The organism is Pseudomonas sp. App30 (genome assembly GCF_047947025.1).
Classification (GTDB): domain Bacteria; phylum Pseudomonadota; class Gammaproteobacteria; order Pseudomonadales; family Pseudomonadaceae; genus Aquipseudomonas.
In genome coordinates this window covers 3250011-3272250 of sequence record NZ_CP133165.1, presented here as the reverse complement: position 1 = coordinate 3272250, position 22240 = coordinate 3250011, and the positions used below count along the sequence as shown (strand labels likewise).

Below are 22240 nucleotides of genomic sequence, written 5' to 3'. Positions count from 1 at the left end.
CCCAGCCGTCTGGTTACCGGGTGCTACCGACTCAGCGGTTGGCCGGGGTGTCGCGGTGTTCCTGGTTGCTGTGGGCCGGCGCCTTGCGGGCCTGGACCTTGTGCTTGGGCGCCGGGGCCTTCTTGGTGACGATCTTGTGCTGCGGCGCCTTGTGCACCTGCACCTGGGCGTTGTCGTGGCGGTCAGGCGAGTTGGCCATGGTGGCCATGTTGGCCGCCTGGGCGTTGATGGCAAACAGGCCCAGCAGGGCGGCGGCGGGGGCGAACAGCGAAATGCGCATCGGAACCTCAAAGTCTGAAAATAAACGTTGCCCGTGGAGAGGGCAGGCATAGGAGCGAAAAAGCCCCGGCCAGTTTCCCGGCCGGGGCTTTTTATTTGGTGTCGGTCTTGTTACAGGCCGGCAGCAGCACGCAGCGCGTCGGCGCGGTCGGTGCGTTCCCAGGTGAACGTGGTGAAGGTGTCATTGCCCACGGTCACTTGCTCCGGGGTACGGCCGAAGTGGCCGTAGGCCGCGGTGGCCTGGTACATCGGGTGCAGCAGGTCGAGCATGGTGGTGATCGCGTACGGACGCAGGTCGAAGTGCTCGCGGACCAGGTTGATGATCTTGTCATCGCTGATCTTGCCGGTGCCGAAGGTGTTGATCGAGATCGACGTAGGTTGGGCCACGCCGATGGCGTAGGACACCTGGATCTCGCAACGGTCGGCCAGGCCGGCGGCAACGATGTTCTTGGCCACGTAGCGACCGGCGTAGGCAGCCGAGCGGTCAACCTTGGATGGGTCCTTGCCGGAGAACGCGCCACCGCCGTGGCGGGCCATGCCGCCGTAGCTGTCGACGATGATCTTGCGGCCGGTCAGGCCACAGTCGCCCACCGGGCCACCGATGATGAAGTTGCCGGTAGGGTTGATGTGGAACTGGGTGTCACGGTGCAGCAGTTCGGCCGGGATCACCTTCTTGACGATCTCTTCCATCACGCCTTCACGCAGGTTGGCGTAGGAAACGTCCGGGTTGTGCTGGGTCGACAGCACGATGGCGTCGATGCCCACGACCTTGCCGCCTTCGTAGCGGCAGGTAACCTGGGACTTGGCGTCCGGGCGCAGCCAAGGCAGCAGGCCCGACTTGCGCGCTTCGGCCTGGCGCTCTACCAGGCGGTGCGAGAAGCAGATCGGCGCTGGCATCAGCACGTCGGTCTCGTTGCTGGCGTAGCCGAACATCAGGCCCTGGTCGCCGGCGCCCTGGTCTTCAGGCTTGCTGCGGTCAACGCCCTGGGCGATGTCCACGGACTGCTTGCCGATGATGTTCATCACGGCGCAGGTGGCGCCGTCGAAACCGACTTCGGAGCTGTTGTAGCCGATATCGACGATCACCTTGCGGACGATGTCTTCCAGGTCTACCCAGGCCGAAGTGGTCACTTCGCCAGCGATGATGGCGACACCGGTCTTCACCAGGGTTTCGCACGCGACGCGGGCGAACTTGTCCTGGGTGATGATGGCGTCCAGCACCGCATCAGAAATCTGGTCGGCGATCTTGTCCGGGTGCCCTTCAGAGACGGACTCGGAGGTGAAAAGAGAATATTCGCTCATCTCGACGGTTTCCTAAATTTACCGATGGTGAGTGTCGCCAGCCGGCCGCTGAAAATGACGGACCTGAATCTGGAAACCATTACGTAAGCCTACATACAGGCTTTCCCCGGGAACCAGTCCCGCAGCAGCGGCCCAAAAGGCCAGATCTTCCTGTTCGAAACCCAGCCACAGGTCGCCACAGGCGTCCCGGGCCCAGCTCTGGTTGTGACTGCACAGCTCGGTCACCAGCAGGCTACCGCCCGGTTTTACCCGGGTGGCCAGTTGCTTGAGGGCCTGGGCCGGCTCCGGAAAGTGGTGCAAGACCATGTTCAAGACCACGCAGTGCGCCTGCACGCTGGTGTCGCCCAAGGCGTCGGCCAAATGCAACTGGACGTTGTCCAGGTTCTCGCGCTGGCACAGCTGGCGGGCCAGGTCGAGCATCTCGGCACTGTTGTCCAGCGCCGTCACCTGGGCAAAGCGGCTGGCCAGGTCGGGCAGGAATGCACCGTCGCCGGGGCCGATCTCCAGGGCGCTGGCCTGGGTATCGAAGCTGAGCTTGTCGAGCAACGCCAGCACGCTGTCGCGGTACTGTGCCAGCCCGGCGATCAGGTCCTGCTGCGCACGGAATTTCTCTTCCATGCGCGAGAAAAAGTGTTCGCTGGTGGCCGCGCGCTGGCGCTGCACCAACGCCATGCGTGCCTCGGCGTCGGCCGGCAGGTCGAGGTCGTCGACCTCGTCCAGCAGCGCCGCGTACAGGCGGCCGCCCAGCGCGCCGGTGTCGGGCAGGGCGCGGCGATAGAAGATCGCGTTGCCTTCGCGGCGGGTGGCCACCAGGCCTGCCTGGGCCAGCACCTTGAGGTGGTGGCTCATGCCCGACTGGCCGATGGCGAAAATCTGCGCCAGCTCCAGCACCCCGAACGAGTCGCTGGCCAGGGCGCGCAAGACGTTCAGCCGCAGCGGGTCGCCGCCGGCCTTGCACAGGGCGGCCAGCTCGTCGCTGTATTCGTGGCGGATCGCGGGCGCAGGTAGATTCATAGGGTCGGCAGTCTAGTCAGCGAAATGCCACCCCGCAAGACCAATATCAAAAAGTTTTGATATTGGTCGATGGATGGAATCCCTGGCCGGCAAAAGGGGTCCACTGCAGGTATACGTTGCAGGCCGATCGACATTTAGGCTCCGCAAGGCAGGAAAAACGCTGCGCAATGACTATCTGTCATTGCCCAGAGGCGTGGCCTGGGGGAAAATGCCGGTCTTTTCGAAATCCGTACTTTTTATAAAGCCCAGGAGATAAGCGATGCCCAGCCGTCGTGAGCGTGCCAACGCCATTCGTGCCCTCAGCATGGATGCCGTGCAAAAAGCCAACAGCGGCCATCCCGGTGCCCCCATGGGCATGGCGGATATCGCCGAAGTGCTTTGGCGTGACTTCTTGAAGCACAACCCGACCAATCCGTCGTTCGCCAACCGCGACCGTTTCGTGATGTCCAATGGTCACGGTTCGATGCTCGTCTACTCGCTGCTGCACCTGACCGGTTACGACCTGTCGATCGACGATCTGAAAAACTTCCGCCAGCTGCACAGCCGTACCCCGGGCCACCCGGAATTCGGCTACACCCCGGGTGTGGAAACCACCACCGGCCCATTGGGCCAAGGCCTGGCCAACGCCGTCGGCTTCGCCATCGCCGAAAAGACCCTGGGCGCCCAGTTCAACCGCCCAGGCCACAACATCGTCGACCACCACACCTACGTTTTCCTGGGTGATGGCTGCATGATGGAAGGTATCTCCCACGAAGTCGCCTCCCTGGCCGGTACCCTGGACCTGGGCAAGCTGATCGCCTTCTACGACGACAACGGCATTTCCATCGACGGCGAAGTCGAAGGCTGGTTCACCGACGACACGCCGAAGCGTTTCGAAGCCTACAACTGGCAGGTGATCCGCAACGTCGACGGCCATGACGCCGACGAGATCAAGACCGCCATCGAGACCGCCCGCAAGAGCGACCGTCCGACCCTGATCTGCTGCAAGACCACCATCGGCTTCGGTTCGCCGAACAAGCAGGGCAAGGAAGAGTCCCACGGCGCGCCACTGGGTGCCGAGGAAATCGCCCTGACCCGCGCCGCGCTGAAGTGGAACCACGGTCCTTTCGAAATCCCGGCCGACATCTACGCCGAATGGGACGCCAAGGAAGCCGGCCGCGCGCTGGAAGCCGACTGGGACCAGCGCTTCGCCGCCTACTCCGCCGCACACCCTGAGCTGGCCAACGAGTTCATCCGCCGCATGGCCGGCGAGCTGCCAGCCGACTTCGCCGCCAAGGCCGACGCCTGGATCGCCGAAGTGGTTGCCAAGGGCGAGACCATCGCCAGCCGCAAGGCCAGCCAGAACGCCCTGAACGCCTACGGCCCGCTGCTGCCTGAACTGCTGGGCGGCTCGGCTGACCTGGCCGGTTCCAACCTGACCTTCTGGAAGGGCAGCAAGAGCGTCAGCGCCGAAGCGCCAGGTGGCAACTACCTGCACTACGGCGTACGCGAGTTCGGCATGGGCGCCATCATGAACGGTATCGCCCTGCACGGCGGTTTCGTGCCCTACGGCGCCACCTTCCTGATCTTCATGGAATACTGCCGCAACGCCGTGCGCATGTCGGCCCTGATGAAGAAGCGCGTGCTGTACGTGTTTACCCACGACTCCATCGGCCTGGGCGAAGACGGCCCTACCCACCAGCCGATCGAGCAGCTGGCCAGCCTGCGCTGCACCCCGAATCTGGACACCTGGCGCCCAGCCGACGCCGTTGAATCGGCAGTGGCCTGGAAGCACGCCATCCAGCGCAACGACGGTCCTTCGGCGCTGATCTTCAGCCGCCAGAATCTGCAGAACCAGCCGCGTGATGCCGCGCAACTGGCTGACATCGCCCGCGGTGGCTACATCCTCAAGGACTGCGACGGCGAGCCGGAGCTGATCCTGATCGCCACCGGTTCCGAAGTTGACCTGGCCGTGAAGGCCCAGGCCAAGCTGACCGAGCAGGGCCGCAAGGTTCGCGTGGTGTCGATGCCGTGCACCAGCGTGTTCGAAGCCCAGGACGCCAGCTACAAGCAGGCCGTGCTGCCACTGGAAGTCAGCGCGCGCATCGCCATCGAGGCCGCGCACGCCGACTACTGGTACAAGTACGTGGGCCTGGAAGGCCGCGTCATCGGCATGACCACCTTCGGCGAGTCGGCCCCTGCGGCCGCCCTGTTCGAAGAGTTCGGCTTCACCGTCGACAACATCGTCGGTACTGCCGAAGAACTGCTGGAAGACTGATGTAAGGCCTGCCCTGCGGGGCAGGTGCTGCATGCTGGTTCTTGTGGGAGCTGGCTTGCCAGCGAGCTTTTAGGGCCCCTGAAAAGCTCGCTGGCAAGCCAGCTCCCACAAAAGCATTTGCACTGCAGCTTGCATAAAGGTTTGAACCATTGTTTTCAGTGAGCACCTCATGCCCCAGCCACGCCCCTATAAAGTTGCACTCAATGGCTACGGCCGTATCGGCCGTTGCGTCATGCGTGCGTTGTACGAGCGCGGCGCCGAAGCGGGCTTCGAGGTGGTTGCCATCAACGACCTGGCCGACATGGCCAGTCTCGAATACCTGACACGCTTCGACTCCACCCACGGCCGCTTCCCCGGCCAGGTGCGCAGCGAAGGCGACTGTCTGATGATCAATGGCGACTGCGTGAAAGTACTGCGCAGCGCCAGCCCCGAGGGCATCGACTGGGCGGCGCTTGACGTCGACCTGGTACTAGAATGCTCCGGGGCGTGGCATACCCGTGCCGACGGCCAGCGTTTCCTCGACGCCGGCGCCCCACGGGTGCTGTTCTCCCAGCCCATGGCCAGCGAGACCGATGTCGACGCCACTGTGGTGTTCGGCATCAACCAGCAGGTATTGACCGGTACCGAGACGCTGGTGTCCAACGCTTCCTGCACCACCAACTGCAGCGTGCCGTTGCTGCGGTTGCTGGATGAGGCCCTGGGCCTGGAGTACATCTCGATCACCACGATCCATTCGGCCATGAATGACCAGCCGGTGATCGATGCCTACCATGCCGAAGACCTGCGCCGCACCCGCTCGGCCTTCCAGTCGATCATCCCGGTGTCTACCGGGCTGGCGCGCGGAATAGAGCGGCTGCTGCCGGAACTCGGCGGCCGAATCCAGGCCAAAGCAGTGCGCGTGCCGACAGTGAACGTGTCGTGCCTGGACATCACCTTGCAGGTGCGCCGGGACACCGACGCCGCGGAGGTCAATCGCATCCTCCACGACGCCGCCCTCACTGGCCCGCTGAAAGGGCTGGTGGCCTACACCGAGCTGCCGCACGCCAGCTGTGATTTCAACCATGACCCGCATTCGGCCATCGTCGATGCCAGCCAGACCCGTGTATCAGGCCCGCGCCTGGTGAACATCCTGGCCTGGTTCGACAACGAATGGGGCTTTGCCAATCGGATGCTCGACGTCGCGGAGCACTTCCTGTACGTCGTCAACCAACAATTAAAACAGGCTTGAAGGACTGAACACATGACAGTGTTGAAGATGACCGACCTCGATCTGCAAGGTAAGCGCGTGCTGATCCGCGAAGACCTCAACGTTCCCGTGAAAGACGGTGTGGTCACCAGCGACGCGCGTATCCTGGCCTCGCTGCCAACCATCAAGCTGGCGCTGGAGAAAGGCGCAGCAGTGATGGTCTGCTCGCACCTGGGCCGTCCCACCGAAGGCGAGTTCTCTGCCGAGAACAGCCTGAAGCCGGTGGCCGACTACCTGAGCAAGGCCCTGGGCCGCGACGTGCCGCTGGTGGCTGACTACCTGGGCGGCGTCGACGTCAAGGCCGGCGACCTGGTGCTGTTCGAGAACGTGCGCTTCAACAAGGGCGAGAAAAAGAACGCCGACGAGCTGGCCCAGCAATACGCCGCCCTGTGCGACGTGTTCGTCATGGACGCCTTCGGCACCGCCCACCGCGCCGAGGGCTCGACCCACGGCGTGGCCAAGTTCGCCAAGGTAGCCGCCGCAGGCCCGCTGCTGGCCGCCGAGCTGGACGCGCTGGGCAAGGCCCTGGGCGCCCCGGCCAAGCCGATGGCCGCCATCGTCGCCGGTTCCAAGGTGTCCACCAAGCTGGACGTGCTCAACAGCCTCAGCCAGATCTGCGACCAGCTGATCGTCGGCGGCGGCATCGCCAACACCTTCCTGGCCGCGGCTGGCCACAAGGTCGGCAAGTCGCTGTACGAGCCGGACCTGCTGGACACCGCCCGCGCCATCGCCGCCAAGGTCAGCGTGCCGCTGCCGGTGGACGTGGTGGTGGCCAAGCAGTTCGCCGAAACCGCCGAAGCCACCGTCAAGCTGATCGCCGACGTGGCCGATGACGACATGATCCTGGACATCGGCCCGCAGACCGCCGAGCAGTTCGCCCAGCTGCTGAAATCGTCGAAGACCATCCTGTGGAACGGCCCGGTGGGCGTGTTCGAGTTCGACCAGTTCGGCAACGGCACCAAGGTGCTGGCCAAGGCCATCGCCGAGAGCCCGGCGTTCTCCATCGCCGGCGGCGGCGACACCCTGGCGGCCATCGACAAGTACGGCGTGTCCAAGGACATCTCCTACATTTCCACCGGTGGCGGCGCTTTCCTCGAGTTCGTCGAGGGCAAGGTGCTCCCGGCCGTCGAGATGCTGGAGCAGCGGGCCAAGGCCTGATACGCCATGCGCGAATGGAAAGGGAGCGTCCAGATGACCAAGGCATTGCCGCTGTTGTTGCTGGCTGGCGTGCTCGCCGGGTGCGCCGGCAAGCCGGCGCCCGCTGCAGCCGAGCAGGTGCCCGGCAAGGGCGGCTGCTACCAGGCTGACTGGCAGGCCGAGACCGCGCCGGTCATCAACAAGCGCCTGGGCCCGGATGGCCTGGAAAAGTACGACCCTGAACACCAGGCCCCGGGGCAAGGTTGCCCCTGAGCCGACCGCGGGTCGGAACAACTGGCGGGCTTTTCAGTCCGATGGAACTGAGCGGCGGGCCTGCGTGCCTGCCGCCATGCTGCAACCCGAGGAAGTACAATGAAAGGCTTCATGGCCCTTGTGGCGTTTGCAGTGCTGGGTGGATGTGCAAGTTTCAACCAGGCCCCGGTGTCCGCTGACTGGACACACTGGACCTGCGACAGCCAGGCGACCGTCGATTGGCGCTTCCTGGATGCGGGCAAGAACAGCGTGGAAGTGAAGCTGGGTGGCAGCGACCAGGTCTACCGCCTGAAAGCCGAGCCCGGCGCGTCGGGCGAGCTGTTCAGCGACGGCGTGCTGGCCTTCCACAGCAAAGGTAATGAAGGGCTGGTGTACTGGGTCGCGACCAACGACCTGATTGGCCGGGCCTGCAAGGCCCAGTGATGCAGCGGGTCGGGCACAGGCCCGATCTACACTACTTGAATGGCAGCCGCCGCTTCGGCAGGCTTGCACGATTAACGACCCTCGACCGGGAGATAAACACAAGATGGCACTCATTAGCATGCGCCAGATGCTGGACCACGCCGCAGAGTTCGGCTACGGCGTCCCAGCTTTCAACGTCAACAACCTTGAGCAGATGCGCGCCATCATGGAAGCCGCTGACAAGACTGACTCCCCGGTAATTGTCCAGGCCTCGGCCGGCGCTCGCAAATACGCCGGTGCCCCCTTCCTGCGCCACCTGATCCTGGCCGCCATCGAAGAATTCCCGCACATCCCGGTGTGCATGCACCAGGACCACGGCACCAGCCCTGACGTCTGCCAGCGCTCGATCCAGCTGGGCTTCAGCTCGGTGATGATGGACGGCTCGCTGGGCGAAGACGGCAAGACCCCCACCGACTACGAGTACAACGTGCGCGTCACCCAGCAGACCGTGGCCATGGCCCACGCCTGCGGCGTGTCGGTAGAAGGCGAGCTGGGCTGCCTGGGTTCCCTGGAAACCGGCATGGCCGGTGAAGAAGACGGCATCGGCGCCGAAGGCGTGCTGGACCACAGCCAGATGCTGACCGACCCGGAAGAAGCCGCCGACTTCGTCAAGAAGACCCAGGTGGACGCCCTGGCCATCGCCATCGGCACCAGCCACGGCGCCTACAAGTTCACCAAGCCGCCTACCGGCGACGTGCTGGCCATCGACCGCATCAAGGAAATCCACAAGCGCATCCCTAACACCCACTTGGTGATGCACGGTTCTTCCTCGGTACCGCAAGAGTGGCTGGCGATCATCAACCAGTACGGCGGCGACATTAAAGAAACCTACGGCGTGCCGGTCGAGGAAATCGTCGAGGGCATCAAGCACGGCGTGCGCAAGGTCAACATCGACACCGACCTGCGCCTGGCGTCCACCGGTGCCATGCGCCGCCTGATGGCCACCAACCCGAGCGAGTTCGACCCTCGCAAGTTCTTCGGTGAAACCGTGAAGGCCATGCGCGACGTGTGCATCGCCCGCTACGAAGCCTTCGGCACCGCCGGCAACGCTTCGAAGATCAAGCCGATCTCCCTGGAAGCGATGTTCCAGCGCTACGCCAAGGGCGAGCTGAACGCCAAGGTCAACTAAGCGTCTGGCAACACCGAAAGCCCCGCCCTGAAAAGGCGGGGTTTTTTTTTGCCCGGCGGGTCTGGAAGCGCTGCATGGCGTTGAAGGTTTTCTGGGTTAAATCGGCTTCGCACACCCCGTAAGTTCGCGTGCACTACTTACGTGTATGAAGGATTGCAGCATGAACGATTTGGTCAATTTCGAAGGGCTGGAGCCGTTGCCAGCGGCGGATATCTGTAGTTTGGGCGGTGACGACCAGGAGTCCATGGCTGGCTGGTGCCCCAATGGTGGCTTGCAGGACGGCATCTGCCAGCCGTTCAACAACCAGCGCATTGACTGGATGGGGCGCTACAGTGGCGCACGTTCCTTGCGGATCCAGGATTGCATCTTGCCGGGCACGCACCACTCCGCCTTCGACAAGAAGGCCCCGCATACGCCCTCGAGTGAAACCTGCCAGGATGTGGGGCCGTTCAGCCAGTTGGTATGCGGCATCCGGGTGCTGGATCTCAGGGTGCAGTTCTTTTCCGGGTACCCTGCTGGTGACCCGCGCCGATTCTCCATTTTTCATAGCACCACGTCCGGGCGGACCGTGGCCGGTGATGTACTGCGCGATCTGCTGATGTTCCGCTTGCTTCAGGTTACCTCTCGGGAAATCGTCATCCTCGACTTCCATGAGTTCAAGAATTTCACTGATGCAGCTCATCTGGAGCTGGCCACCTTGATTAAGCAAAAGTTGGGCGAGCAGCATTTGGTAACCCCGAGCATGGCCCGCATGACCATCAACCAGATCTGGAATGCCGGCCCGGCCAATACCGTCATCGCCTACAAGCGCGCGGTGCGTGATGCAAAATTCTGGGACGGGGTGAACCAGCGCTGGAGCGGCAGCCATACCCCGACTAACAACGAGCTGCGCGATTTCATCGCGCGGGTGGGCCGCGAGACCAAGGGCGAGTTGGAGCTCAAGTCGGTTCAGGCCTGCAAATACGCGCTGCCGTTCTTCGTGCCCAATGATCGCTCCGGCGACCTGATGACCTGGTTCGCCTCGGGGCCGGGCAAACCGATACTCAACCACTACATCATCAACACCGACTGGTCGCTGCGCCAGCGGCTGGTGGACAACTGCATCCACGGCAACCACTTGCGCGCGCAGAGCCTGCGTTACGCCCAATCACCCGAGGACGCCGCCCCGTAGCAGCGGCCGCAGGCCGCGTCCAAGGCCTGACGCAGCCTGCGGCAGCTGCTACGTGGAGGTATGGGCAATCGCCAGCTTGTAGAACGTCACCGTCCCGCCTTCGGTGGCATCCCCGGTGTTGTCCTGGGTATAGACCCCGGCCTTGAAATACAGCTGCGAGGCCTTCCAGGTGCCACTGATCTGGTCGGTCCAGGTGTAGCCCGCCGCATCCACGCTCAACTGGCCGCCGGGGCTCAGGTGGATCAGGTAGTTGAACTGCTTGTTCATGGGCACGCCGGTGGCCACCTGGATCACCGTGGGCTCGTCATCGTCGAGGTGGTAGCGCACCTTGGCGACGATGTTGCCGGTCTGGGTCTTGGTCTTGTATTGGTATTCCACCTTGAGCAGCGGCTGGTTGCTGCCGTACACGTGGATCTGGCCGATCACCACCTTGCCCGACGACGGCACCTGGTCGACGGCCAGGGTGGCGCGCAGGGTGTTGTCGGCGGTGGAGTACTGCCAATTGCGCACTGAACCGTCGGCGTTGGCCTCGCGCAGTTCGCAGCGCGGGTAGATGGCGCTGTCGGTGACCGTGCCGGTCACCGGGGCCCAGAAGAACAGGGTGCCGGTATCGGAGTGGAAATACTGGTCCTTGAAGCCCGCTACCAGGGTCGGGGTACTGATGGTCTGCGCTGGCGTTCCTTCCGGAACGCTGAGCATCCAGGTCGATAGGTCTATCATGTTGTTGCCTTCCTTTTATCGCGGCGGTCGACTGCCGGAAAACCAACCCGGCCGCTTAGCTCGGGGGTTGAAGAGGGCGCTCTTTATAGAGACCTGAAATTAAATTGTTAATGCTGGCACGTCGATTAGTTGGCGCCAACCTTTCGTCGATTTACCTGCAGGCCTTTGATTTCGGGGGCTGTGGAAAATTACCGTTAGTCGGGTAAGCGATCTTTGGTAGGGTGCTGGCACTTTAACGGCTCCCGCTTCTTTGGATCCCGGTCTAGAGTAAGGAACGATCTGTATCCGGTTTTTGTCATAAAGGCCGGTGCCATATGTCTTGACGAGAAGCATGCATGGAATGCGCGCAATCCCAGCCAAATGACGGCGGCTCAGTGCTACTGGTCGTTGATGACTACCCCGAGAACCTGATCAGCATGCGGGCCCTGCTCGAGCGTCAGGATTGGCGGGTGGTGACGGCCGCTTCCGGTGTGGAAGCCCTGAGCATGCTGCTGGAACATGAAGTCGACCTGGTGCTGCTGGATGTGCAGATGCCAGGCATGGACGGTTTCGAAGTGGCCCGCCTGATGCGCGGTAGCCAGCGCACGCGGTTGACCCCGATAATCTTCCTCACCGCCAACGAACAGAACCAGGCCTCGGTGCTCAAGGGCTACGCCAACGGCGCCGTGGATTACCTGTTCAAGCCCTTCGACCCACAGATCCTGCGGCCCAAGGTCCAGGCCCTGCTCGAGCAGCAGCGTAACCGCCGCGACCTGCAGCGCCTGAGCCGCGACCTGGAAACCGCCCGCGCCTTCAACGCCTCGGTGCTGGAGAACGCTGCCGAAGGTATTTTGGTGATCGACGAGAAGGGCCGTATCAGTTTCGCCAACCCGGCCATCTCGCGCCTGCTCAACGCCTCGGTGGCCGAGCTCACCGGCGCCGAGCTGCTCAAGTTCGTGGTCAAGCCCACGGTAGGGCAGTGGGCCGACTCCGAGTTCTACCGCGCCTACGCCAACCGCGAGACCTTCCGGGTGCACGACGCGGTGCTGTGCACCCTGTCGGGCCAGCAGCTGCCTGCGGCGCTGTCCTGTGCGCCGCTGCCTGGCGAGCAGCACGCCATGGTGGTGACGGTGCTGGACATGTCGGTGGTGCGCAACCTGCACCAGCAGCTGGAATACCAGGCCGTCACCGACCCGCTGACCGGCCTGCTGAACCGCCGCGGCTTCTATCAGACCGTGGAAAGCGCGCTGGTGCGCAACGAGCGCTCGGACAAGTCCCAGGCGCTGCTGTACCTGGACCTGGACGGCTTCAAGCGCATCAACGATAACCACGGCCACGACGCCGGGGACCGGGTGCTGCGCTGGGTGGCCGAGCAGCTCAAGGACTGCCTGCGCAGCTACGACATCGTCGCGCGCATGGGCGGCGACGAGTTCACCGCGCTGCTCGATACCCTGGAATACCCGGAACAGGCGGCCAAGGTCGCGGAAAAGCTTATCGACCGGGTCTCCATGTGCCAGCAGATCGACGGCCTGGACGTGACGTTGGGCGTCAGCATCGGCATCGCCACCTACCCCGAATGCGGTTCCAACCTCGACAGCCTGCTGCGCGCCGCCGACATCGCCATGTACGCGGCCAAGCAGGCCGGGCGCCAGCAGTACCGCTACTACGACCAGGACATGAACGGCCGGGCGCGCTCGCGGTTGATGCTCGAGGACAGCGTCAGCAGCGCCATCGAGAAAAAGGATTTCACCCTGGTCTACCAGCCACAGGTGGCCATCGCCGACGGCCGCCTGCGCGGTTTCGAGGCGCTGCTGCGCTGGCGCCACCCCAGCGTCGGCGACGTGCCGCCAGGGCTGTTCATTCCGCTGCTGGAAGAGGCCCGGCTGATCAGCCGCCTGACCAGCTGGATCTACCAGCAGGGCGCCGCCCAGCGCCATGCCTGGCGCGACAGCTTCGATGACGGGCTGATTCTCAGCATCAGCCTCAGCAACGCCCAGTTCGCCATGCCTAACCTCGTGCCCGAACTGCAGCGTGCCATCGCCATGAACGGCCTGCAGGCCCAGCAGCTGGAAGTGGAGGTGGTGGAAACCTCGCTGATGCACAATCAGGAGGAGGCCATGCGCCAGCTGCACGAGCTGCACAACCTGGGCGTGCGCGTGGCGCTGGACGACTTCGGCACCGGCCATTGCTCGCTCAAGCTGCTGCGCGACCTGCCCATCGACACCCTCAAGCTCGACCGCCACCTGGTGGCGCGCCTGCCCGAGTCCGAGCGCGACGCGGCCCTGGCGCGCAACGTGATCAGCGTGTGCCGCGACTTCGGCATCACCGTGATCGCCGAGGGCGTGGAGACGCGCGAGCAGTATCAGTGGCTGCGCACAAACGGTTGCGAGCTGGCCCAGGGCTTCATCGTTGCCAAGCCGTTGACCGCCGACGACGCCACCGGCTTCCCGGGCCAGTTCGATTGGGCCACGGTGTAGGCGCGCAATTGGGTACACTGGCGGCTGACTTGATGATGTGTCGCCGCCATGACCACCCCGCTCAAATACCTGCAAGCCTACCCCCAGCACCTGCAAGACCAGGTGCGCACCCTGCTGGCCGAACAGCGCCTGGGTGACTACCTGCGGCAGCGCTACCCCGACCGCCACGACGTGCAGAGCGACAAGGCGCTGTACAGCTACGCGCTGGACCTCAAGCAGGAACACCTGCGCAACGCGCCGAACCTGGACAAAGTGCTGTACGACAACCGCCTGGACCTGACCCACCGCGCGCTGGGCCTGCACACGGCGGTGTCACGGGTGCAGGGCGGCAAGCTCAAGGCCAAGAAAGAGATCCGCATCGCCTCGCTGTTCAAGGACGCGGCGCCGCAGTTCCTGAAGATGATCGTGGTGCACGAACTGGCCCACCTGAAGGAATCGGACCACAACAAGGCGTTCTACAAGCTCTGCGAATACATGCAGCCGGGTTACCATCAGCTGGAATTCGACCTGCGCATCTACCTGACCTGGCGCGACCTGGCGCAATGACCGACAAGGAACGTTCGATGGAAGTCAGCAAGACCAAGACCAGCTTTTACCGCCGCCTCTACGTGGCCTGGCTGATCGACAGCGGCACCGCCCGCAGCGTGCCGGCCATCACCGAGGCTACCGGCATGCCCCGGCGCACCGCCCAGGACACGCTGCTGGCGTTGGCCGACCTGGACATCGTCTGCGAGTTCGAGCAGGCGCAAGGGGAGCGCAACCACATCGGCCAGTACGTGGTGCGCGATTGGGGAGCGATTGATAAAGCCTGGATCGGCCGCAACCTGGTGGCGATCAAGCAGATCCTGGGCTACCCCTGAGGAGCGCGTCGTCGCCATCGCGACCAAGGTCGGCTCCTACACCCGTAGGAGACGACCTTGGTCGCGATGGGGGCGACGCCGATCACACGGCCCGGCGCATGCCGATGTGGGGGATGTCATCCTCCAGGTATTCCTCGCCTTCGGCGACGAAGCCGTACTTGCCGTAGTACCCCTGCAGGTGCGCCTGGGCCGACAGGTAGATCGGCGTCTGCGGCCACAGCTTGTCGGCGTGCCACAGCCCCTGCACCAGCAGCTCGTGGCCCAGGCCCTGGCCGCGGGCGGACGGCGCGGTCACCACGCGGCCGATGACCACGTCGCCGTCATGCGCAGTGGGGTCCAGCAGGCGCAGGTAGGCCACCAGCTGGTCGCCCTGCCAGCCCATCAGGTGGCAGGTGTCGCCGTCCAGGTCCAGCCCGTCGACTTCCTGGTACGGACATTGCTGCTCCACCACAAATACTTGGGTGCGCAATTGCAGAATTCGGTACAGCTGGTCGATACCTAGATCGCCATGGTGTTTGCAGACCCATTGGGTGGTCATGTGTACTCCTGGAAAAAACGAAACGCTCGCCAACCGTCATCATAAAGAGACTGGGGGCATCAAGGCCAATTCCGTCGATGTTGAGCTAGGCTCTGTACGGGAATGCAGGCTGCACCACCACGCCGACGGGCCAGGAGCCCGCTACAGGATCTTGAGCATGCTGCACTTGCTTCGAGCCTCGTATTTGCTTGGATTGCTGTTGTTCGCGCAGGTGGCCTGGGCCGATAAATTGCGCCTGGTGGCCGATGCCTGGCCGCCGTTCACCGACGCCACCATGGTCAACGGCGGCCTGGCCACCGAGCTGGTCACCACCGCGCTGGCCCGGGCCGGCTACGCCAGCCAGTTCGAGCAGGTGCCCTGGGCGCGCGCGTTGCTGGGTATCGAGGAAGGCCACTACGATGTGCTGGTCAACGCCTGGTACAACGAGGAGCGCACGCACATCGGCGAGTTCTCCGGCAGCTACCTGCAGAACCGCATCCTGTTCCTCAAGCGCAAGGGCTCGCCCATTACCTTCAGTGGCGACCTCGACGCGTTGCACCCCTACCCTGTGGCGGTGGTGCGCGGCTATGCCTACTCCGGTGCGTTCGACAACGACGACCTGCTGCAGAAGGTGCAGGTGCACAACTTCTCCATGGGCGTGCGCATGCTGGCGGCCCAGCGGGTGGAGCTGACGTTGGAGGATGAGTACGTGGCGCGCTATTACCTCAGCCACGAGGTGGCCCGGGTGCGCGACCAGGTGGAGTTCCTGCCGCAGCCGCTGAGCCTGAACCACCTGCACATTCTGGTCAGCCTGAAAAATCCTGACCACGACAAGATCGTCGCCGCCTTCGACAAGGCCATCGGCCAGATGCAGGCCGATGGCAGCTACGCGCGCCTGCTCAAGCAGTACGGCATGTGATCAGGCCGCCGCCGGCGCGGCCTTGTCCTTGATCAGGTGGGCCGCCAGGGTGCGCAGCGGCCCCAGCTGGCGGCAGATCAGCGCCAGTTGCGTCTGCACCAGGCGCTGGCCTTCATCGATTTCCTCGGGCATCTGCTCCAGCGCGTTGGCCAGGGCTTCCTCGGCGTCGCTGTGCAGCGCCACCGGGGTCTTGTTCGCCAGGCTGGTGGCGATTTCGTCGATGCTGGCGGCCAGGGTCAGGCCGGTGCCCTCGATCAGCTCGGTGCGCACCGGCTCCGGCAGCTCGGTGGCGCGGTGCGCGCCCAGGCCCGACAGGTAGCTGAGCAGCGTGTGCGACAGCACCAGGAAGCGGAAGCCGACGTCGGCTTCCTTGCGGAAGTGCCCCGGCTCCATGAGCATGTTCGCCAGCGTGGTCGACAGCGCCGCGTCGGCGTTGTGGGCGTTGCGGCGGGCCAGGCGGTAGCTGAGGTCGTCGCGCTTGCCCCGGGCGTACTGCTCCAGGATCTGCCGCAGGTAGATGCTGTTGCAGCTCAGGGTGTTGGCCAGCACCTTGTTCAGGCGGCGGCCCTGCCAGTCGGGCAGGAACAGGAACACCGCCATGATGGCGATCAGGCTGCCGATCAGGGTGTCCACCAGGCGCGGCAGGAACAGCCCGTAGCCGTCGCCCACCTGGTTGAAGCAGAACAGCACCATCAGCGTGATGCCCGCCGTGGACACGGTGTAGCGCGTGGTGCGGTTGACGAAGAACACCAGGCCGGCGGCGATGGCGAACATCGACTGGATCAGCGGGCTGGGGAACAGGTCGAACAGCGCCCAGCCCAGGGTCAGGCCGATGGCCGTGCCGACGATGCGCTGGCCCAGTTTGCGGCGGGTGGCGCCGTAGCTGGGCTGGCAGACGAACACCGTGGTCAGCATGATCCAGTAGCTTTGGGTGGTGGGCACCAGGTGCACGATGGCGTAGCACACCGACACCGCCAGGGGCAGGCGCAGGGCGTGGCGGAACAGCAGCGAGGTGGGCGTCAGGTTCTGTCGCACCCGCGCCCACATGTCCTTGAGCGTGCGTGGCGAGCGGTCCAGCAGGCTGCTGTCGCTTTCGTCGGCCAGCTTGTCGGGGTTGCTGGCGTCGCTGAGCAGGCGGTCGAGGGTAGCCAGGTTGGCCGCCAGCGCGCGCAGCGAGCGCAGCAGACCGCGCCAGGCCGGGTTGCTCTGGATGCGCAGGTGCTCAAGGGAGGCATGCAGGTCGCCCAGGGCCTCGGCGAAGCTGTCGTCGTAGACGAACGGCTGGCGCAGCTGGATCGACTCCGACAGGCGCCGGCAGGCGGCACCCTGCTGGCGCAACAGGCGCTGGCAGCGGAACAGTACGTCGCTGTGGAAGAAGGCTTCGGACAGGGCGTTGTAGGGGTAGTGCGAGGAACTGGCGCGCTCGTGGACGTCCTGGGCCAGGAAGTACAGCTTCAGGTAGCGGCTGATCTTCGACCCCGGCCGGCCGCCGCCCACGCGGTGCAGGATGATTTCCTTGGTGGAGTTGAGCGCCGCCACCACGCGGCCGTTCTGCTTGGCCAGCTCCAGGCGCCGGGCTTCAACGTCCAGGCCGCGGATGGGCTCGAACAGGCTGGCCTTGAGCTTGAGGTAATAGCCCAGTTCGCGGAACAGCTTGGCCAGGGCCTGCTGCACCGGCTGGTTGGCGAACAGCGCCTGCCACAGCACCGACAGCAGCCCGTACCAGGCGGCGCCAGTGACCAGCAGCAGCGGTTCTTCCCAGAAGTTGCTGGTCTCGCCGCCGCGCTGGTCCACGCCGATCATGGTGTACACCGCCACGATCAGCGTGGCGTAGGCCACCGCGTTGTAGCGTTCGCCCAGGGCGCCGAGCATGGTCAGCCCGAAGGCGGCCAGGGCCAGGGCGCAGACGAATAAATAGGGGTAGGGGAACAGCAGCTCCACCGACAGCGCCGAGCAGCTGAAGCACACCAGCGTCACCGCCAGGGCCTTGACCCGGCCCTGCCAGTTGTCGTCGGTCTCGGCCAGGGCGCAGGCAATAATCCCCAGGAAGATCGGGATCAGCGCGTGCATTTCCTTCTGGTACCAGCAGAACGCCATGGAGCCGGTGAGGGCGATGAACACCCGCACGCTGTAGCTGAACTTGTCGAGCGCCCAAAGCCGGCGCATGGATTGGCGAAACGAGGTCGATGCCATAGAGGGGGGCGAACCTGTTGGGCAGATGAGCTAAATAGAGCCGTGGCGAGCGGCGATTCTCTGTCGCCGCTCCCTTATTACCAGCAAAATTTGTTCCGGGATACTGCCCGCGCCGTTTTAGACGAACTGCGCCGCAGCGTAGCCCGAGGCCCACGCCCACTGGAAGTTGAAACCGCCCAGGTGGCCGCTGACGTCCAGCACTTCACCGACGAAATACAGGCCCGGGCTTTTCAGCGACTCCATGGTCTTGGACGACACTTCGCGGGTGTCGACGCCGCCCAGGGTCACTTCGGCGGTGCGGTAGCCCTCGGTGCCGGCGGGGATGACCTGCCAGGCGCCGAGCTTCTGCGCCACGTCGCGCAGCTCGGCCGGGGTGTACTGCTTCATCGGCTTGGAGGCGAACCAGTGCTCGGCCAGCAGATTGGCCATCTTCTTGGTGAAGAGTTCGCCCAGCAGGGTCTTCAGCTCGCTGTTGGGGCGCTCGGCCTGCTGCTGTTGCAGCCAGTCCAGCGCATCGTGGTCGGGCAGCAGGTTGATCTCCACGGTGTCACCGGGGTGCCAGAACGAGGAAATCTGCAGGATCGCCGGGCCGCTGAGGCCGCGGTGGGTGAACAGGATGTTCTCGCGGAACGCCTGGTCGTTGCAGCTCACCAGGCAGTCCACCGAGGTGCCCGACAGCTCGGTGCACAGCTCCTTGAGCTGGTCGGTGATGGTGAACGGCACCAGGCCGGCACGGGTAGGCAGCACGTCGTGGCCGAACTGGCGGGCAATCTGGTAGCCGAAGCCGGTGGCGCCCAGGGTCGGAATCGACAGGCCGCCGGTGGCGATCACCAGCGACTGGCAGCCCACCTGGCCCATGCTGGTGCTCAGCAAGTAGCCGGTGGCGGTCTTCTCGATGTGTTGCACCGAGGTGTCCAGGCGCAGGTCGACGTTCACCTGGTTGCACTCTTCGAGGAGCATTTCCAGGATGTCGCTGGACTTGTTGTCGCAGAACAGCTGGCCCAGCTTCTTCTCGTGGTACGGCACGCCGTGCTTGGCCACCATGGCGATGAAGTCCCACTGGGTATAGCGGGCCAGGGCCGACTTGCAGAAGTGCGGGTTCTGCGAGAGGAAGTTGGCGGGTTCGGCGTACAGGTTGGTGAAGTTGCAGCGCCCACCACCGGACATCAGGATCTTCTTGCCGGCCTTGTTGGCGTGATCGATGAGCAGCACCTGGCGGCCGCGGGCGGCGGCGCTGAAGGCGCACATCAGGCCGGCGGCCCCTGCGCCAATGATCACAACGTCGGTAGAGCGCACAACATCATCCTCGAAATGGGGGGTGTCACAACACCGTAGCCGCTGCCGCCAGGCTGCGCTGGCCGGGGTGCCCGCTGGAGATTTTCAGCGGGGTAAAGGGCCAGCGCAGCCTGGCGGCAGCGGCTACGGAGATTCAGGTGATCAGAGAATACGCACGCGCAGCGAGCGGCCCTTGATCTTGCCGTTGTTCAGGCGCTGCAGGGCCTGCTTGGCGATGTCGCGGTCCACGGCCACGTAGGCCTGGAAGTCGAAGATCGCGATCTTGCCGACCTGGGTGCCCGGGATGCCGGCATCGCCGGTCAGGGCGCCGAGGATGTCGCCTGGGCGTACCTTGTCCTTGCGGCCTGCGGCGATGCACAGGGTGCTCATGGCCGGCAGCAGCGGGCCGCCGCCCTTGGCGACCAGGCTGTCCAGCGGCTGCCAGTTGAGCGGCGCCTTCTGCAGCTGCTCGATGGCCTGGGCGCGGTGGGCCTCGGCCGGGGCCACGAAGCTTACGGCCAGGCCGTTCTCGCCAGCACGGCCGGTGCGGCCCACGCGGTGAATGTGAATTTCCGAGTCACGCGCCAGCTCGACGTTGATCACCATGTCCAGGGCGTCGATGTCCAGGCCGCGGGCGGCCACGTCGGTGGCTACCAGCACCGAGGTGCTGCGGTTGGCGAACATCGCCAGCACCTGGTCGCGGTCGCGCTGCTCCAGGTCGCCGTGCAGGGCCACGGCGCTGATGCCCTTGGCCACCAGGTGGTCGACCACTTCCTGGCACTGCTGCTTGGTGAAGCAGAACGCCACGCACGATTGCGGGCGGAAGTGCCCCAGGGCCTTGGTCACGGCGCCCAGGCGTTCTTCCGGGTTGATCTCGTAGAAACGCTGCTCGATCTGGCTGTCGGCGTGCAGCGACTCGGCCTTGACGGTCTGCGGGTCGCGCATGAATTTCGACGCCAGCTGCTTGATGCCCACCGGGTAGGTGGCCGAGAACAGCAGGGTCTGGCGACGCGCCGGGGTCTGCTCGATGATGTCTTCGATGGCGTCGTAGAAGCCCATGTCGAGCATGCGGTCGGCTTCGTCGAGTACCAGGGTGTTGAGGCCGTCGAGTACCAGCGAGCCCTTGCGCAGGTGCTGCTGGATGCGCCCCGGGGTGCCGACGATGATGTGCGCGCCGTGTTCCAGCGAGGCGATCTGCGGGCCGAACGACACGCCGCCGCACAGGGTCAGCACCTTGATGTTGTCTTCGGCGCGGGCCAGGCGGCGGATTTCCTTGGCCACCTGGTCGGCCAACTCGCGGGTGGGGCACATGATCAGCGCCTGGCAACCGAAGTAGCGCGGGTTGATCGGGTTCAGCAGGCCGATGCCGAAGGCCGCGGTCTTGCCGCTACCGGTCTTGGCCTGGGCGATCAGGTCCATGCCCTTGAGGATCACCGGCAAGCTTTGCGCCTGGATCGGCGTCATCTGCGCATACCCGAGGGATTCCAGGTTGGCCAGCATGGCGGCGGACAAAGGCAAAGTGTTAAAAGCGGTGGCGATGGTGGTCACGGGACTGGCCTGCAAAACAAAATGTCGCGCAGTGTACCAGCCCCATGGCCTTTGGCCCTAAGCCTCTATCTCCGGTTCCGGACGAACAGCGTTGCTGCTGTCCTTTTTGCCGTCCTTGTTCGACAGCTGCACGAATATCGCCGCCGCCAGCATGGCCATGATGCCGATGGTCAGGAAGGTCAGCTGGAACGCCTGCAGCACGTTGGTGCCGGCCTCGGTGCTGAAGCCGCCCAGCAGGGCCCCGGCGCAGGCCACGCCCAGGCTCAGGGACAGCTGCGCCACCACCGACAGCAGGCTGTTGCCGCTGCTGGCGCTGGCGTCGTCGAGGTCGATCAGGGTCACGGTGTTCATGGCGGTGAACTGCAGCGAGTTCACCGCGCCCATGATGCCCAGCTGCACCAGCAGCACCACGTAGGGCGTGTCCGGCGTCACCAGGCCCATGCTGGCCAGCATCAGGCCCAGGGCCAGGGTGTTGGCGGTGAGCACGATGCGGTAGCCGAAGCGTTCGATCAGCGGCCGCGCCACCGACTTGGCCAGCATGGCCGAGGCCGCCAGCGGCAGCATGCTCATGCCCGCCTGCGCCGGCGAGTAGCCCAGCGCCACCTGCAGCAGCAACGGCACCAGGAACGGCAGGGCGCCGCTGCCCAGGCGGGCGAACAGGTTGCCCAGGATGCCTACGGCGAAGGTGCGCGTGCGGAACAGGGTAGGCGAGAACAGCGGCTCCGGGTCGTGGGCGGCGCGCACCCAGTAGGCGGCCAGGCAGGCCATGCCGGCGAACAACAGCAGCATCACCCGCAGGTGCGGCAGGTGCAGCTCGCCCAGGCCTTCCATGGCGATGGTGATCAGCACCATGGCGGCGCCGAACATCAGGAAACCCAGGGTATCGAAGTGCGTGCGGCTGCTGCCGCGCAGGTCCGGGACGATGCTCCACACCGCCCAGCAGCCCAGCAGGCCCACCGGCAGGTTGATCAGGAAGATCCAGTGCCAGCTCAGGTACTCCACCATCCACCCGCCCATGGTGGGGCCGATCAGCGGGCCCAGCAGGCCGGGAATGGTGACGAAACCGAGGATGCGCACCAGCTCCGAGCGCGGGTAGGCGCGCAGCACCACCAGCCGGCCCACCGGCAGCATCAAGGCGCCGCCCAGCCCCTGCAGCACGCGGGAGATGATCAGCACCGTGAGGCTGCCCGACAGCGCGCAGGCCAGCGAGCCGAGGCTGAACAGGGCGATGGCGCTGAAGAACACGCGCTTGGTGCCGAAACGGTCGGCGATCCAGCCCGAGGCCGGGATCAGCAGGGCCACGGTGAGCATGTAGGCGATGACCACCGACTGCATGCGCAGCGGGTCTTCGGCCAGGTCGCGGGCCATGGCGGGCAGGGCGGTGTTGAGGATGGTGCCGTCCAGGGACTGCATGAAGAAAGCGATGGCTACTACCCAGGGCAGCAGCTTGGCGGTGCGGGGGTCTAGAAGGGCCGGCATGAC

Annotated in this window: 20 protein-coding genes; 11 read left to right on the top strand and 9 right to left on the bottom strand. The window is 64.8% G+C overall.

Annotated elements, in window-relative coordinates; all coding sequences use genetic code 11:
• Positions 1–31: 31 nt before the first annotated feature.
• The 3 genes from RAM80_RS15220 to RAM80_RS15210 all read right to left on the bottom strand — a co-directional run bounded on the left by RAM80_RS15220 (position 32) and on the right by RAM80_RS15210 (position 2595).
• On the bottom strand, positions 32–280 hold the full coding sequence (locus tag RAM80_RS15220; protein WP_416427300.1) for a hypothetical protein: 249 nt from the start codon (positions 278–280) through the stop codon (positions 32–34).
• Between the two features lie 110 nt (positions 281–390).
• Complete coding sequence (gene metK / locus RAM80_RS15215; protein WP_416427299.1) at positions 391–1581, bottom strand: methionine adenosyltransferase; 1191 nt, start codon at positions 1579–1581, stop codon at positions 391–393.
• A gap of 18 nt (positions 1582–1599) precedes the next feature.
• Positions 1600–2595: an ArsR/SmtB family transcription factor gene (locus RAM80_RS15210; RefSeq protein ID WP_416427298.1), complete on the bottom strand. Its 996-nt coding sequence runs from the start codon at positions 2593–2595 to the stop codon at positions 1600–1602.
• Between the two features lie 259 nt (positions 2596–2854).
• Between RAM80_RS15210 and tkt the strand changes: the two genes are divergently transcribed.
• The 7 genes from tkt (at position 2855) to RAM80_RS15175 (ending at position 10270) form a co-directional block, all read left to right on the top strand.
• Positions 2855–4852 (top strand): transketolase, encoded by a 1998-nt coding sequence (tkt, locus tag RAM80_RS15205; RefSeq protein ID WP_416427297.1) that lies wholly within the window; start codon positions 2855–2857, stop codon positions 4850–4852.
• A 169-nt stretch (positions 4853–5021) separates the two neighbouring features.
• Positions 5022–6080, top strand: coding sequence for an erythrose-4-phosphate dehydrogenase (epd, locus tag RAM80_RS15200; RefSeq protein ID WP_416427295.1), 1059 nt, complete (start codon positions 5022–5024; stop codon positions 6078–6080).
• Between the two features lie 12 nt (positions 6081–6092).
• On the top strand, positions 6093–7256 hold the full coding sequence (locus RAM80_RS15195) for a phosphoglycerate kinase (protein WP_416427294.1): 1164 nt from the start codon (positions 6093–6095) through the stop codon (positions 7254–7256).
• Positions 7257–7289: 33 nt separating this feature from the next.
• On the top strand, positions 7290–7508 hold the full coding sequence (locus tag RAM80_RS15190; RefSeq protein WP_416427293.1) for a hypothetical protein: 219 nt from the start codon (positions 7290–7292) through the stop codon (positions 7506–7508).
• 99 nt (positions 7509–7607) lie between these two features.
• Positions 7608–7931, top strand: coding sequence for an MliC family protein (locus tag RAM80_RS15185; RefSeq protein ID WP_416427292.1), 324 nt, complete (start codon positions 7608–7610; stop codon positions 7929–7931).
• A gap of 103 nt (positions 7932–8034) precedes the next feature.
• On the top strand, positions 8035–9099 hold the full coding sequence (fba, locus tag RAM80_RS15180; RefSeq protein WP_416427291.1) for a class II fructose-bisphosphate aldolase: 1065 nt from the start codon (positions 8035–8037) through the stop codon (positions 9097–9099).
• 160 nt (positions 9100–9259) lie between these two features.
• Positions 9260–10270, top strand: a complete 1011-nt coding sequence (locus RAM80_RS15175) for a hypothetical protein (RefSeq protein WP_416427290.1) — start codon at positions 9260–9262, stop codon at positions 10268–10270.
• A gap of 48 nt (positions 10271–10318) precedes the next feature.
• On the opposite strand, the gene RAM80_RS15170 is transcribed toward RAM80_RS15175, so the two are convergent.
• Positions 10319–10990: a polysaccharide lyase family 7 protein gene (locus RAM80_RS15170; RefSeq protein ID WP_416427289.1), complete on the bottom strand. Its 672-nt coding sequence runs from the start codon at positions 10988–10990 to the stop codon at positions 10319–10321.
• Between the two features lie 335 nt (positions 10991–11325).
• Here RAM80_RS15170 and RAM80_RS15165 point away from each other — a divergent pair, with 335 nt between their 5' ends.
• Genes RAM80_RS15165 through RAM80_RS15155 form a run of 3 tightly spaced genes read left to right on the top strand, consistent with a single transcriptional unit; the run spans position 11326 to position 14306 of the window.
• Entirely contained in the window at positions 11326–13446 is a 2121-nt protein-coding gene (locus RAM80_RS15165) for a putative bifunctional diguanylate cyclase/phosphodiesterase (protein WP_416427288.1), read from the top strand.
• Between the two features lie 48 nt (positions 13447–13494).
• Positions 13495–13992: a YgjP-like metallopeptidase domain-containing protein gene (locus RAM80_RS15160; protein ID WP_416427287.1), complete on the top strand. Its 498-nt coding sequence runs from the start codon at positions 13495–13497 to the stop codon at positions 13990–13992.
• A 17-nt stretch (positions 13993–14009) separates the two neighbouring features.
• Positions 14010–14306, top strand: a complete 297-nt coding sequence (locus RAM80_RS15155; protein ID WP_416427286.1) for a winged helix-turn-helix domain-containing protein — start codon at positions 14010–14012, stop codon at positions 14304–14306.
• 82 nt (positions 14307–14388) lie between these two features.
• Here RAM80_RS15155 and RAM80_RS15150 read toward each other — a convergent pair whose 3' ends face one another.
• On the bottom strand, positions 14389–14844 hold the full coding sequence (locus tag RAM80_RS15150) for a GNAT family N-acetyltransferase (protein WP_416427285.1): 456 nt from the start codon (positions 14842–14844) through the stop codon (positions 14389–14391).
• A gap of 157 nt (positions 14845–15001) precedes the next feature.
• Between RAM80_RS15150 and RAM80_RS15145 the strand changes: the two genes are divergently transcribed.
• Positions 15002–15742, top strand: coding sequence for a substrate-binding periplasmic protein (locus RAM80_RS15145; protein ID WP_416427284.1), 741 nt, complete (start codon positions 15002–15004; stop codon positions 15740–15742).
• Here RAM80_RS15145 and yccS read toward each other — a convergent pair whose 3' ends face one another.
• From yccS to mdtD, 4 genes are all read right to left on the bottom strand, one after another.
• On the bottom strand, positions 15743–17935 hold the full coding sequence (gene yccS, locus RAM80_RS15140; RefSeq protein WP_416427283.1) for a YccS family putative transporter: 2193 nt from the start codon (positions 17933–17935) through the stop codon (positions 15743–15745).
• 117 nt (positions 17936–18052) lie between these two features.
• A complete protein-coding gene (locus tag RAM80_RS15135; RefSeq protein ID WP_416427282.1) occupies positions 18053–19231 on the bottom strand; it encodes an NAD(P)/FAD-dependent oxidoreductase in 1179 nt (392 codons plus the stop codon).
• 141 nt (positions 19232–19372) lie between these two features.
• Positions 19373–20710, bottom strand: a complete 1338-nt coding sequence (dbpA, locus tag RAM80_RS15130; protein ID WP_416427486.1) for an ATP-dependent RNA helicase DbpA — start codon at positions 20708–20710, stop codon at positions 19373–19375.
• A gap of 105 nt (positions 20711–20815) precedes the next feature.
• Positions 20816–22237 carry a multidrug transporter subunit MdtD gene (mdtD, locus tag RAM80_RS15125; protein ID WP_416427280.1) on the bottom strand — a complete coding sequence of 474 codons (1422 nt, stop codon included), beginning with the start codon at positions 22235–22237 and terminating at the stop codon, positions 20816–20818.
• Between the last annotated feature and the right edge of the window lie 3 nt (positions 22238–22240).